At 42.2% G+C, this 13205-nt stretch carries 12 protein-coding genes and 1 riboswitch; of the genes, 11 read left to right on the top strand and 1 reads right to left on the bottom strand.

Annotated features, from left to right (window positions below):
* Nucleotides 1-10: 10 nt before the first annotated feature.
* The 5 genes from gatC to H7968_RS14725 all read left to right on the top strand — a co-directional run bounded on the left by gatC (nucleotide 11) and on the right by H7968_RS14725 (nucleotide 5431).
* Nucleotides 11-301: an Asp-tRNA(Asn)/Glu-tRNA(Gln) amidotransferase subunit GatC gene (gatC, locus tag H7968_RS14705; protein WP_227396856.1), complete on the top strand. Its 291-nt coding sequence runs from the start codon at nucleotides 11-13 to the stop codon at nucleotides 299-301.
* 12 nt (nucleotides 302-313) lie between these two features.
* On the top strand, nucleotides 314-1771 hold the full coding sequence (gene gatA / locus H7968_RS14710) for an Asp-tRNA(Asn)/Glu-tRNA(Gln) amidotransferase subunit GatA (RefSeq protein WP_227396857.1): 1458 nt from the start codon (nucleotides 314-316) through the stop codon (nucleotides 1769-1771).
* A 12-nt stretch (nucleotides 1772-1783) separates the two neighbouring features.
* Complete coding sequence (gatB, locus tag H7968_RS14715) at nucleotides 1784-3217, top strand: Asp-tRNA(Asn)/Glu-tRNA(Gln) amidotransferase subunit GatB (RefSeq protein WP_227396858.1); 1434 nt, start codon at nucleotides 1784-1786, stop codon at nucleotides 3215-3217.
* 510 nt (nucleotides 3218-3727) lie between these two features.
* Nucleotides 3728-4279 carry a thioredoxin family protein gene (locus H7968_RS14720; RefSeq protein WP_227396859.1) on the top strand — a complete coding sequence of 184 codons (552 nt, stop codon included), beginning with the start codon at nucleotides 3728-3730 and terminating at the stop codon, nucleotides 4277-4279.
* A gap of 174 nt (nucleotides 4280-4453) precedes the next feature.
* Entirely contained in the window at nucleotides 4454-5431 is a 978-nt protein-coding gene (locus H7968_RS14725) for a diacylglycerol kinase (RefSeq protein WP_227396860.1), read from the top strand.
* Between the two features lie 294 nt (nucleotides 5432-5725).
* Here H7968_RS14725 and H7968_RS14730 read toward each other — a convergent pair whose 3' ends face one another.
* Nucleotides 5726-6169, bottom strand: coding sequence for an NUDIX hydrolase (locus H7968_RS14730; protein ID WP_134372896.1), 444 nt, complete (start codon nucleotides 6167-6169; stop codon nucleotides 5726-5728).
* Between the two features lie 196 nt (nucleotides 6170-6365).
* On the opposite strand from H7968_RS14730, the gene rlmD reads away from it, so the two are divergent.
* The 6 genes from rlmD to H7968_RS14760 all read left to right on the top strand — a co-directional run bounded on the left by rlmD (nucleotide 6366) and on the right by H7968_RS14760 (nucleotide 12637).
* Entirely contained in the window at nucleotides 6366-7745 is a 1380-nt protein-coding gene (rlmD, locus tag H7968_RS14735) for a 23S rRNA (uracil(1939)-C(5))-methyltransferase RlmD (protein WP_227396861.1), read from the top strand.
* 340 nt (nucleotides 7746-8085) lie between these two features.
* A riboswitch (purine riboswitch) is annotated at nucleotides 8086-8187 on the top strand.
* Nucleotides 8188-8375: 188 nt separating this feature from the next.
* Nucleotides 8376-9524 carry a NupC/NupG family nucleoside CNT transporter gene (locus H7968_RS14740; RefSeq protein WP_264476760.1) on the top strand — a complete coding sequence of 383 codons (1149 nt, stop codon included), beginning with the start codon at nucleotides 8376-8378 and terminating at the stop codon, nucleotides 9522-9524.
* 454 nt (nucleotides 9525-9978) lie between these two features.
* Nucleotides 9979-10179: a hypothetical protein gene (locus tag H7968_RS14745; RefSeq protein WP_227396862.1), complete on the top strand. Its 201-nt coding sequence runs from the start codon at nucleotides 9979-9981 to the stop codon at nucleotides 10177-10179.
* A gap of 16 nt (nucleotides 10180-10195) precedes the next feature.
* Nucleotides 10196-10933, top strand: a complete 738-nt coding sequence (gene truA, locus H7968_RS14750; RefSeq protein WP_227396863.1) for a tRNA pseudouridine(38-40) synthase TruA — start codon at nucleotides 10196-10198, stop codon at nucleotides 10931-10933.
* Nucleotides 10934-11119: 186 nt separating this feature from the next.
* Complete coding sequence (locus H7968_RS14755; protein WP_227396864.1) at nucleotides 11120-11566, top strand: staygreen family protein; 447 nt, start codon at nucleotides 11120-11122, stop codon at nucleotides 11564-11566.
* 120 nt (nucleotides 11567-11686) lie between these two features.
* Complete coding sequence (locus tag H7968_RS14760; protein ID WP_227396865.1) at nucleotides 11687-12637, top strand: alpha/beta hydrolase; 951 nt, start codon at nucleotides 11687-11689, stop codon at nucleotides 12635-12637.
* Nucleotides 12638-13205: the final 568 nt, after the last annotated feature.

Raw genomic sequence — 13205 nt, forward strand, 5'->3', positions numbered from 1 at the left:
GTGAGTCACAATGACGAAAATTACGACAGATGAAGTAAAACACGTTGCCCATTTGGCGCGCTTAAGTATCACTGAGGAGGAAGCAGCAAAGTTTGCTGACCAGCTTGGTGCGATTATTACATTTGCTGAGCAGCTGAATGAGCTTGATACAGATCACGTTGAACCGACAACGCATGTTCTTGAAATGAAGAATATTATGCGTGAAGATAAGTCAGTCGATGGACTGCCGCGCGAGAAAGTATTAAAGAATGCACCGGATCACCAGGATGGCCAGGTGAAGGTGCCGACTATTTTGGAATAGGGAGGGCCACTCATGTCTTTATTTGATCACAAGCTTGCTGATCTTCAGGATCTGTTACATAAGAAAGAGATTACCGTTACGGATCTTGTTCGTGAATCGTACAAACGGATTGCGGATGTAGATGGTCAGGTTCAGGCTTTTCTAACACTTGATGAAGAGCGTGCCCTGGCGCGTGCAGAGGAGCTTCAGAAAAAGCTTTCTTCTGATTCAGAAGGATTATTATTCGGAATGCCCATTGGTGTGAAGGATAATATCGTGACGAAAGAGCTTCGCACAACGGCTGCGAGTAAAATTCTTGGAAACTTTGATCCGATCTATAATGCAACAGTGGCTGATAAGCTTCACGCAGCTGATGCGATTACAATCGGTAAATTAAATATGGATGAATTTGCGATGGGATCTTCAACAGAGAACTCTCATTTTACTAAAACGCGTAATCCATGGAACCTGGATGCAGTTCCAGGTGGATCTTCAGGTGGTTCCGCTGCAGCAGTTGCGGCTGGGGAAGTACCATTTTCATTAGGTTCAGATACAGGTGGCTCGATCCGTCAGCCTGCTTCTTTCTGCGGCGTTGTCGGGTTAAAGCCGACATATGGCCGTGTATCCCGTTTCGGTCTAATCGCATTTGCCTCATCACTTGACCAGATCGGTCCGATTACACGAAACGTAGAAGACAATGCTTATCTTTTAGAGGCGATTGCTGGACTGGATCCAAATGATTCAACCTCTGCCAATGTAGATGTGCCAAATTATCGCAGCGCTTTGACTGGCGATATTAAAGGTCTGAAGGTAGCGGTACCGAAAGAATATCTCGGTGAAGGTGTCAGTGAAGAAGTACGCCAAAATGTTCGCGAAGCGCTTAAAGTGCTTGAAGGACTTGGTGCGACGATTGATGAAGTATCACTGCCTCACTCTAAATACGGTGTCGCAACGTATTACCTGCTGTCTTCATCAGAAGCATCCGCAAACCTTGCCCGTTTTGACGGGATCCGTTACGGCTACCGTGCGGACAACGCTGAAAACCTGATTGATCTTTATAAGAAGACGCGCGCAGAAGGCTTCGGTGACGAAGTAAAACGCCGTATCATGCTTGGAACGTATGCGTTAAGCTCAGGCTATTACGATGCTTACTATAAAAAAGCACAGAAAGTCCGCACGTTGATTAAGCAGGACTTCGAAAATATTTTTGAAAACTATGATGTCGTAGTGGGTCCAACAACTCCTACACCGGCCTTTAAGATCGGCGAGCAAATCAATGATCCGCTGACGATGTATGCGAATGATATCCTGACGATTCCTGTCAACCTTGCAGGCGTACCGGGTATTTCTGTTCCGGCTGGTCTTTCTTCTGAGGGACTTCCGCTTGGACTTCAAATCATCGGAAAGCATTTTGATGAGAGCACGGTTTATCGTGTGGCACATGCCTTTGAACAGGCAACAGAGCATCATAAATTAAAGCCGGAGCTGTAGGAGGGAGAAACCATGACAAACTTTGAAACCATCATTGGACTAGAAGTTCACGTTGAATTAAAGACTGATTCTAAAATGTTCTCTCCTGCACCTGCTCATTTTGGTGCGGAGCCGAACACAAATACAAATGTGATTGACCTTGGATACCCGGGCGTTCTACCGGTAATCAACCGACGCGCAGTGGACTGGGGAATGAAAGCAGCAATGGCGCTGAACTGCCAGATTGCTGATCACACAAAGTTTGACCGTAAAAACTATTTCTATCCGGATAACCCAAAGGCCTATCAGATTTCTCAATTTGACCAGCCAATCGGTGAACACGGCTGGATTGAAATTGAAGTAGATGGTTACACGAAAAAAATCGGTATTACACGACTTCACCTTGAGGAAGACGCTGGTAAACTGACACATACAGACAAGGGTTATTCTCTTGTAGACTACAACCGTCAGGGAACACCGCTGATTGAGATCGTATCAGAGCCGGATTTAAGAACACCGGCTGAAGCTTACGCTTACCTTGAAAAAATCAAATCCATCATCCAATATACAGGCGTTTCAGACTGTAAAATGGAAGAAGGATCACTGCGCTGTGACGCGAATATTTCCCTTCGTCCAGTCGGGCAGGAAGAATTCGGTACGAAAACAGAGCTTAAAAACCTGAACTCCTTTAACTTTGTTAAAAAGGGTCTTGAGTTTGAAGAAAAACGTCAGGAAGAAGTGCTTCTATCAGGCGGAGAAATCCGTCAGGAATCACGCCGTTTTGACGAATCAACAGGCAAAACATTACTGATGCGTGTGAAAGAAGGATCTGACGATTACCGTTACTTCCCGGAACCGGACCTTGTCTCTCTTTACATTGATGAAGAGTGGAAGGAAAGCGTCCGCCAGACAATCCCTGAGCTTCCAGACGCACGTAAAAAGCGTTACGTGGAAGAGCTTGGACTCCCTGCGTATGACGCAATGGTACTGACGCTGACAAAAGAAATGTCCGATTTCTTTGAAGCAACACTTCAACAGGGAGCAGATGCAAAGCTATCATCCAACTGGCTGATGGGTGAAGTGTCCGCATACCTGAACGCCGAGCAAAAAGAGCTTAGCGATACAGCTTTAACGCCACAGGGCTTAGCCGGCATGATCAAACTGATTGAAGACGGCACGATTTCATCTAAAATCGCCAAAAAAGTCTTCAAAGAACTGATCGAAAACGGCGGCGATCCAAACAAAATCGTCAAAGAAAAAGGCCTTGTACAAATTTCGGATGAGGGTCAGCTGCTTGGATTCGTCACAGAAGCGCTCGACAACAACCCTCAGTCCATCGAAGACTTCAAAAACGGTAAAGACCGCGCCATCGGTTTCCTCGTGGGTCAAATCATGAAAGCATCAAAAGGCCAGGCCAACCCGCCAATGGTCAACAAGATCCTGATGCAGGAAATCAAAAAGCGCTAATTCCTAAGCTAAATGTGAATACTTCAAAACGACCTGGAGAGTGGGCTCCAGGTCGTTTTTTTGAAGGTGAAATGGGGATGGAGGGATTGGATTATTGTTTATTAAGCAACTTTTATGGATTATTAGTCAACTTTTGCAGTTATTAGACCACTTCTTGAGGTCATTACACAACTCTCTAAGATTATTTAGCAACTCTCGGAATGTTTAGAGGGCTTACCGAGCGGCCATGGAAAGGACGCTTCCAGGCCGTATTGATCTATTTAAACTATTTAAACTATTTAAGAGTATAAATGGAATTAGGGTGGGAGCGATCCGTAGACTCCTGCGGCAGAGGAGGGACAGGTGAAACCGTCTGTGCGGAGCACAGCGGGTTCACCGCCCGGCCGCGGAAAGCGGAGGATCGCTCCCACCCGGTTTTAAAAAGTCACTATTTCTCAAACCCACATCCATCAAACCAATCATTCGACCTCCCATTCAAAATATGCGATTCTTAAAAATGAGGTGATCAACATGACAACATTAAACGAATGGTTCGAAAAAGGGCTGACTTCTGAGCAATACATCGACCAGATGGAATCCCACAAAGACAATATGCAAAAAGTGTACGATGAATTTAAGCTGCCGGAAGATCAGGTGTTTTTTGATCAGTTAAAAGAGAAAAATCTCAAAGCCATTGTTCTGACAGAAGACTGGTGCGGTGATGCGATGATGAACAATCCTGTTTTGCTGAAGCTTGCTGAACAGTCTGAAATGGAGGTCCGCTTCTTACTCCGTGACAGCAACCTTGAGCTGATGGATCAATATTTAACAAACGGTACATCGCGTGCGATTCCGATTTTTATCTTTATAGATGAAAATGGAGAAGAAGTTGCAAAATGGGGACCGCGTGCTGAAAACGTTCAATCATTTGTCGATGAGGCAAGATTCAACCTACCTGCTAAGGAAGATCCGGCATTTAAGGACGGACAAAGCCTGATGATTAAACAATTGACGGCAGCTTATACAGAGCGCGAGGATTTTTGGAAAGAAGTGTATGCAGAGCTTAAACAGAAATTAAGCTAATTGTGGTAAAAAACGTCATTTAACGGTATGATAAGGATAAGTCAGTCAGCTGGCTTATTCTTTTTTGTTTACATATTGATAAAAGAGACTATAATTTTATAAGTATGCTTACACCTGATCAGATGAAAAAAACGCTTGTAACTGATCGATTATGAAAAAGGCAGGCTGAATACCATGAAACGAGCACGAATAATTTATAATCCGACTTCGGGCAGAGAGCTTTTCAGAAAGCATCTGCCGGAGGTTTTAATGAAACTTGAACAGGCTGGATATGAGACGTCCTGCCACGCAACAACCGGTGCAGGTGACGCGACGGACGCTGCCGCCATTGCGGTGGAGCGCGGCTATGATCTGGTCATTGCGGCCGGTGGTGACGGAACGCTGAATGAAGTGATCAATGGCGTTGCAGAAAAGCCAAACCGTCCAAAGATCGGTCTGATTCCAATGGGAACGACCAACGATTTCGCACGCGCTCTTCATATTCCACGCGATATTGAAAAAGCGCTTGATATCATCATAAAGGGTGAAACGATTCCGGTTGATATTGGCCGTATGAATGAAAAGTATTTCATTAACATTGCCGGCGGTGGCCGGATGACAGAGCTCACCTATGAGGTGCCAAGTAAGTTGAAAACCGTTTTGGGACAGCTGGCTTATTACCTGAAAGGGATTGAAATGCTGCCATCCTTCAAGCCGACACATGTGCGTATTGAATACGACGGGAAAGTATTTGAAGGGGAAGTCATGCTGTTTTTAATCGGTCTGACAAACTCGGTTGGCGGCTTTGAGAAGCTTGCGCCGGATTCCTCCATTAACGATGGGCTTTTTACACTGATGTTTTTAAAGAAAACAAATCTCGCAGAAACGATCCGGATCATTTCACTTGCGCTTCGCGGAGAGCATCTGAACGATCCGCACCTGGAGTACATTAAGGCCAACCATATCAAGGTCATGTCACCTGAAATGGTTCAGCTGAATCTCGACGGGGAGTTTGGCGGGCTGCTGCCGGCTGAATTCCAAAACCTTTACCGCCACATAAACGTCTTTGCACCGCTTGATCAGCTTCGTAAAGAGGATCGCGTGGATGAAGATAAAAATGTGGTGCTGAAGAACAGTATTATTGATGAGGAAGACCAGGAAAACCCGGCGTAATGGCCGGGTTTTTGTACGTTTAGTAAGGTGATTGATGGAATTTTAGCTATCAACAGATTAGGTGACGATCTTAACAAATTAAGAGCTGCCACCGACATAAATGAAAGGTCTTTCAACAGAAAATTGAGCCGGATCAACCATTTAAGTAGGCTGAATCAATCTATCGACATAAAGGGAACCTTTAGCGACAGAAGTGATGTAGCTAACGACATAAGATGCGGACCTGATCCATTCACGCACTTCCTGGCAGAAAAAATTAAACCCCCGCCTGATCAAATCAGACGGGGGTTTGTTTTACTGATAAATCCACTCAACCGCATTGTCCATATCCGCTGCGAGCTTAGAGGCTTCGTGGAGAGGGCGCCATTCGAAGTGGAATTTCATACCGCCATCCTCGCCGTCACCGTCTACAACGTAGTCCCACTCATCATCTGCCGGACGGGTGAGGGATAGATGAAAGAAGTTACGCTCGTAGTATTTGGAGCGGTCTTCTGAATAGTACATCTGCTTATGCAGCTTACCCTGCAGCTGAAGCTCATCACGCTTCAGTCCGCTTTCTTCTTCAACCTCGCGATACAGTGCATCAATCAGCAGTTCGTCATCCTCAACGCCTCCGCCTGGCACCTGGAGGCCAGCTGATGGATCCTGTTGAGAAAAGACCAGCAGTTCCGTCTGTCCGTTCCGTTCGCGTGTAATGTAAGCAAGTACCTTTCTTGTTACGATAGGTGATTGTCCCATTCTGCTTCCTCCTTTTGTTAGAATTATTTGAATTAAAAGAATAGTTTCTCCATTCTACAGTCCATGCAGTAAAAAATCAAGGTGAAAATGGTAAATATGTTATTCCCTATTTCCGACAGATTGAAACTAAATCCCTTATATCCGTAAAGTATGCTACAATAATGGGCAGCGATTCTAACATAAAGGACGATGAATCATGACGAAAAAACAGGCTTTACCTGTTCAAAAAAATGAAGAATATATTGTAACAATAGAAGATTTAACACATGAAGGGCACGGTGTCGGAAAAGTGGATGGGTATCCACTCTTTATCCCGCTTGCTTTACCTGGTGAGAAAGTGAAAACAAAGGTCGTCAAAACAACCAAAAATTTCGGATTTGGCCGGCTGATGGAAAACCTCGAACCGAGTGAAGATCGTGTTGAGCCGCCATGTCCTGTTTACTATAAATGTGGAGGCTGTCAGCTTCAGCATCTAAGCTATGAAGGTCAGCTGAAAGCGAAGCAAAAGCAGGTTGAAGATGTGCTTGAGCGGATTGGCAAACTGAAGAATGTAACTGTTCATCCAACGCTCGGAATGGAAGATCCGTGGCGCTACCGCAATAAAAGTCAGGTTCCTGTCGGGATTGAAAATGGCCGTGTAATCGCCGGCTTTTACGCACAGAGAAGTCACGACATTATTGATGTAAATGAATGTATCATTCAGGAGCAAGTCAGCGATCAGGTGATGAATCTGGTGAAAAAAGAGGCGGAGAAATTCGGTATCACGCCATACGATGAGGCTCGTCATAAAGGCATTCTCAGACATGTCGTGATCCGTTATGGCCGCACGTCCGGTGAAGTGATGGTGGTCCTTGTTACGAGAACGAAAAATCTGCCACATGCTGATGAACTGGTGGAAGTACTGCGCGATCAAATCGAGGGACTCACCTCAGTTGTGCACAATATCAACGATCAGAAAACAAACGTCATTTTAGGAAACAAAAACAGAACGCTTTGGGGAAGAGACGTTATTTACGATTCAATCGGAGATGTCCGGTTTGCCATTTCCGCACGCAGCTTTTATCAGATCAATCCTATTCAAACAGAGGTTCTGTATAAAAAAGCACTTGAATATGCCCAGCTCAATGGTGATGAATCTGTCATTGATGCTTATTGTGGAATCGGGACGATCTCACTCTTTCTCGCACAAAAAGCGAAGCATGTTTTTGGCGTAGAGATTGTTGAACAGGCCATTGAGGATGCAAAAGCCAATGCTGAACTGAACGGATTTACGAATACCTCATTCAAAGCGGGGCTGGCGGAGGAAGTGATTCCGGCGTGGCACGATGAAGGCAACAAAGCAGACGTTATTGTTGTAGATCCACCTCGTAAGGGCTGCGACCAGGCACTGCTCGATACGATTCTTGCCATGCAGCCAAAGCGGGTTGTCTACGTCTCCTGTAACCCCGCAACCCTTGCCCGAGACCTGAGAATTCTGGAAGACGGCGGGTATGAGACGAAGGAAGTGCAGCCTGTTGATATGTTTCCGCAGACGAGTCACGTGGAGTGCGTGGCGCAACTCGTTTTAAAAGTGTAACCCATGAATGAGCTTCAAAGAAAAATTACCAAGTTCCATTTCTCTAAAAAGAGCTAAGCAGTGAATTCTTAGTGAAGGTCAAAAAAGGCAACTAACCTCTTTGGGTGTTGTCTTTTTCCATTGGAAAAACGAACATATAAAGTTAATTCGACATCCGCTCTATTTGATAAAAGTAACATCGCTAAGCATCATTTTGAGTTAGAAATGGACTTATCTGTTAATTTACTTGCTATTACAGAACCAGTAGATGTCTAGTATATTGATCGTGTGAACTTTCACAATATATAAACTTTATGGTTTCATATTGTGCAAAAGTTATTCCTCATGTTAAAGTCTCAAAATAAACTTCATATGAATTCCTTATATATCTATGGTGATATGGACCATAAGTCTCTACCTGGCAACCTTAAATTGCCGGACTATAAGGAAAGTCATTCTATGCATGTAAAAGTGTATGGGGCTTTCTTTATATTGAGAGAAGGTCACATACGCTTTTTTCTTTTTTGTAAGTGGTCAGACATCATACGACGAAGTGGATGTATAAGTAATCATTGAGGTGAACATATCACTTGGAGGTATCTTGCTTTGAGTATTATTTATGGCGTTTTTTCATTGATGGGAGTCCTGTTTTTGGCATGGTTGTGGAGCAGCAAGCGTTCTGCGATTAATTGGCGCACGGTCATGATAGGAATTGGTCTTGAATTTTTGCTTGTTTTGTTTGTTTTGAAGGTTCCCTTTGGACAAACCATTTTGAATAAGGCCGCGCTCGGTGTTCAGAGTGTGATCGATTATAGCACAGAAGGAATCATGTTCGTTTTCGGAGGCTTTTTTGAGGAAGGGACGAATATCACTTTCGTTTTTGCCATTAATGTCTTAGGCGCGATCATTTTTATTTCTGCGCTCATTTCTGCTCTCTATTATTTACGCCTCATTCCACTCTTTGTAAAATATATTGGAATTGGGCTCGGCAAAATTTTAGGTACAACAAAGGTGGAATCGTTCAATGCGATCGGCAACTCCTTTTTGGGCCTGGTGGAAGCTCCGCTATTGATCAAGCCTTATTTAAGCAAGCTGACCCGCTCAGAGGTTTTTGCTGTGATGGTTGGAGGAACCGCATCGGCAAGCGGGGCAATATTGATAGGGTATTCCTTAATGGGTATTGATATGAAGCTATTGCTTCTTTCCGTTTTCAGCGTGCCGATTGTTTCTCTTGTCATCGCTAAAATAATGGAGCCTGAAACAGAGGAATCACAGACAAATGGAGATATCTCGCTAGGCAAGACCACCCATACCAACGTATTTGAAGCCATTTCAGATGGTGCACTAAACGGAACAAGGCTGGCCATTAATATTGGAGGGCTGCTGATTGCTTTTATTGGAATCCTTGCGTTGATTAACGGTTTGCTTGGTCTAATCAATACAGAGCTTTCCACTATTTTTGGCTATATCTTTTATCCTTTTGCACTGCTGATTGGTATTCCAGTGGATGAAGCATTTAAGGCAGCCTCAATTATAGGCACCAAGCTTTCTGTTAACGAGTTTGTCGCCTTTAACGAGCTGTCTTCAATCATGAATGACCTTTCACCAAAGACAGTGGCCATTTTAACCGTTGCACTTTGTAATTTCGCCAACCTGTCATCTATTGGACAATTAATTGTTGGATTAGGTTCCCTAGAACCCAGCCAGCAAAAAACTGTATCCAAATTAAGCTTCAAAGCCATTGTGGCAGGAACCCTGGCAAGCTTTATTACAGCCATTATTGTTAGCATCTTCTTATAAAAACTAGTGTAAAGAATGAGCGGTAGATATATGACATGCTGAAAAGTACGCGATCAGATATCAGAAAGGGACCAATCAGAGATATAGGCTGATTGGTTCTTTTTAATTTGAGGGGATCTAACCTTGGATTCCAAATCGGCAATTGAATAAATAGTTGATTTCACGCAATTAGATGATCACATAACCAATCATACTGACATAGAAATCTTGATTGATTAAGCGATTCTCTAGCTTATTCGTCAGGAGTGATTACATTTCTATCTGAAAAATTTTATATGAAAGGCTATTTACAGTGGGTATTATATTTGAAACAATGTTAGATGCACACAAAGTCACATTTTGTTTAATGTGAATAATAGGTAATATAGGTGCCTCTAATTCAGGATGAACATTGGCAGGTCATGTCGAGTGCGTAATCTGGCTTGCAAATAAATAAATTTCCCTGGAGGACACCATGGAAGCAAATAGAAAGTGGCTATCAATACCGGAACAAACGAGAAAAATGCTGATCGGAAAGGTATTCTGCGCTCAATGTCTGGATGCGGTGACGATAAAAGATTTTATCATAAACGGTGATCCTGCTGGGGTTGTCCTAGAAGGTAAGTGTGCCGAGTGTGGGCATCCTGTAGCAAGAGTGGTTAAAATAGATAAGTAAAGAACAGGGAGATTTTATGAACAATTATAAATTAACGATTCAGTATGACGGTGGCCGATATAAGGGCTGGCAGCGGCTCGGAAATAGTGACAATACAATTCAGGGTAAAATTGAAAATGTGTTAACAGAGCTGGCCGGAGAAAAGATTGAAATAATTGGTTCCGGCAGAACAGATGCCGGGGTACATGCGCTTGCTCAAATCGCGAATTTCAGGATGCGTAAACACGCCACTGAACACGAGGTTATGCAGTATTTAAACAGGTATCTTCCTCATGATATCAGCGTGATTGATGTAACGATGGTGCACGACCGTTTTCATTCCCGCTACAATGCAAAGGATAAAACGTATTTATATAAGATTTGGAACGAGCATTATACGCATCCCTTTATGCGGAAGTACAGTATGCATGTAGAAAGCAAGCTTGATATCGATAAAATGAGAAATGCCTCTCAGTATTTCCTTGGAGAGCATGATTTTACTTCCTATTCCAACGCAAAGTCGAAGAAAAAGTCTATGGTACGTGAAATTTACTCACTTGAGATCCATGAACATGACGGCTTTATCGAAATTAAAATAAATGGAAACGGCTTCCTTTATAATATGGTTAGAAAAATCGTCGGGACATTAATTGAGGTTGGATTGGGAGACATGGATGCTGCTGCAATACCTGGCATTCTTGAATCAAAAGAAAGAATTCAAACAGGCCGTATGGCTGATGCAGAGGGATTGTATTTGGAGAAGGTCGGTTTTTAGTCCAGACTTCTTCAAAAGGATATCAACAGTCTGATGAGTTAGAGATAAATATCATCACATGTTAAAGCATTCACTTAAATGTAGTGGATGCTTTTTTGTATTAATTCATATAGTTGAACATAGATGATTGGAAAATCACATAAATGTATGAGTGGGAAGTGGAGTATTGAGAAGGAGGGTGAACCAATGAAAAAGCTCAATCCGGATCAGTTATATGTTGAATTCAAAAACGGTATAACCATGACGGAACCGGTTATAGGCCGTAAGTATACATTAACGCACTCCGACATCACGGCAGACCTTTTTCTAACGATTGATCAGCAGTTTGATTATCAAAAGATCAATGCCATGAGGGACGAAGTGCTTGCAGAATGGAAATTGGCTAATGGATGTCCATTTCTATACGTATCTGTGTATGTTGACGACGCGTTTGACCCGGCAGTTACCGCTTTACGGGATGCCATTTTCAGACGTGAGCTGCCTTTAGCTTTAGAGGCAATAAGGTTTGGTGATAGAAAGTTTTTTGCAGCTCATTCTGCGTTAGACTGTACACCAATATGGATTCATTTTCGTTCAACAAATCCACTGTACAACAAGTTTGAGTACTGGGGGACTCCGGGTGATTATCAGTAATGAGCGTTTGTCCGTATAAAACAAAGATAAATGATAAACAGGTTCTTACTTTCAGTAATCTCCTGCTATTTCCTCTGATTATGTGGTATTATTTTCCTTGAATAAAGGAGGATAAATAAATTGAATTTTGATAAAGGGATAAAGCGTGCAATAGATCTAATTGGTTTTCCGTTCACATTAACCAATATGTACATAAACGAAAAAAGAAAAGTTGAGGGAATGGGCCAGAAGATAAAGATTAGAGATCGATACATTCATACAATCGTTTCAGGTGAGCAGGATGCAGATTATACTGTCATATTTGATTCAGGGTTAAGTTGCTGTTCATTGGATTGGTTTAATGTTCAGCCACAAGTTACAACATTTTCAAGAACGTTATCATTTGATAGACCAGGGTATGGATGGAGTTCAGAAATAAATACATCACACACTAGCGAGAATGTTGTAAATGATTTAGTGAATGTCTTGAATGAGTTACAGATTAAGCCTCCATATGTTTTAGTAGGACACTCTTTTGGCGGATTGAATATGAGGTTATTTGCAAGTAAGCACCCGGAAAAAGTAGCAGCCTTAATTTTGATTGATGCTGTACACGAAAATAGATATCTGAGCCGTAAGTGGGATCATAACCGTAAAAAGACACATCAAAAGAATCTAAATGTATTTAGATTTGGATATTTAACTTCTGGCATTGGTCTTCCTAAGCTGCTTAAGCAGCCGGTGGGGAGGAAGCGCTTTCCGGGGTCTTATCAGAAGTATGCTGACTATATAGGATATCATCAAAAATCTTATGAGGCCGTTTATAAAGAGTTTTTGTACAGTGAGAGATCGGCTTTACAGGTTTCAAACGCCAGTCCGCTGAATCCAGATCTTCCAGTGACTATTTTATCATCTAACAACTCAGATTCTGTTTGGATTGAGCATCAAAAACTGCTGAGTAAGCTGACTAAAAAAACGATACAGATCAAAACGAATTGTCATCATTCCATTCACTTGGAAAACCCGGACTTAGTTGTTAAGGCGATTAAGGATGCCACTTACATAAAAAAAGAAGAGCTTGTTACTCAATAGATCTATGGTTTATTAAGTATTGATTTTTATTATTCTTGGAATAAGTTTAAAAAGGGAATGTTAATTTGCCCTGCAGGTTAATTTTAATGCGGTTAATTATAAAAAATTTACATTTTAATAAGCCCCTGAATCCTTCTATTCAGAACGATCCAGGGGTTTTGGTTTATCTTTTGAATTTTTGAGGAATAAAATAAAAGTCGTTTGCATATTTAAAGTTGTCATTCTTGCAAATTTCGTATGTCGAATTTATCAAATATAAGTTTTTTTCTCTCTGAATAATCATAAAAAATAACATTTACATAAATTTAGTTATCTACTATAATTAGTCGCAGAGTTGATATTTTCATTTTTCACCATTTTTCGACATTTTGTTTATTGCCCATTCATTATCATACCTCTAAGAGTCTTCAACCCTACAAGCAATATACCTTCACCATGATCCGACATTTTAGATTCCTTACAAAAAATCTTAAAGAAACCTACTCTTCAATCATGCTGTTACTTATTTGGCGCCCTGTTGACACGATTAGATAGCCTCGTGTCTGTAACTCACTTTGCAATTGAAGCA

The sequence above is a fragment of the Jeotgalibacillus aurantiacus genome (assembly GCF_020595125.1).
Classification (GTDB): domain Bacteria; phylum Bacillota; class Bacilli; order Bacillales; family Jeotgalibacillaceae; genus Jeotgalibacillus; species Jeotgalibacillus aurantiacus.

Excerpts from the sequence above, each read along its gene's own strand:
- gatC (WP_227396856.1), top strand. The coding sequence starts at position 11 with ATGACGAAAATTACGACAGATGAAGTAAAACACGTTGCCCATTTGGCG.
- gatA (WP_227396857.1), top strand. The coding sequence starts at position 314 with ATGTCTTTATTTGATCACAAGCTTGCTGATCTTCAGGATCTGTTACAT.
- gatB (WP_227396858.1), top strand. The coding sequence starts at position 1,784 with ATGACAAACTTTGAAACCATCATTGGACTAGAAGTTCACGTTGAATTA.
- H7968_RS14720 (WP_227396859.1), top strand. The coding sequence starts at position 3,728 with ATGACAACATTAAACGAATGGTTCGAAAAAGGGCTGACTTCTGAGCAA.
- H7968_RS14725 (WP_227396860.1), top strand. The coding sequence starts at position 4,454 with ATGAAACGAGCACGAATAATTTATAATCCGACTTCGGGCAGAGAGCTT.
- H7968_RS14730 (WP_134372896.1), bottom strand. The coding sequence starts at position 6,169 with ATGGGACAATCACCTATCGTAACAAGAAAGGTACTTGCTTACATTACA.
- rlmD (WP_227396861.1), top strand. The coding sequence starts at position 6,366 with ATGACGAAAAAACAGGCTTTACCTGTTCAAAAAAATGAAGAATATATT.
- H7968_RS14745 (WP_227396862.1), top strand. The coding sequence starts at position 9,979 with ATGGAAGCAAATAGAAAGTGGCTATCAATACCGGAACAAACGAGAAAA.
- truA (WP_227396863.1), top strand. The coding sequence starts at position 10,196 with ATGAACAATTATAAATTAACGATTCAGTATGACGGTGGCCGATATAAG.
- H7968_RS14755 (WP_227396864.1), top strand. The coding sequence starts at position 11,120 with ATGAAAAAGCTCAATCCGGATCAGTTATATGTTGAATTCAAAAACGGT.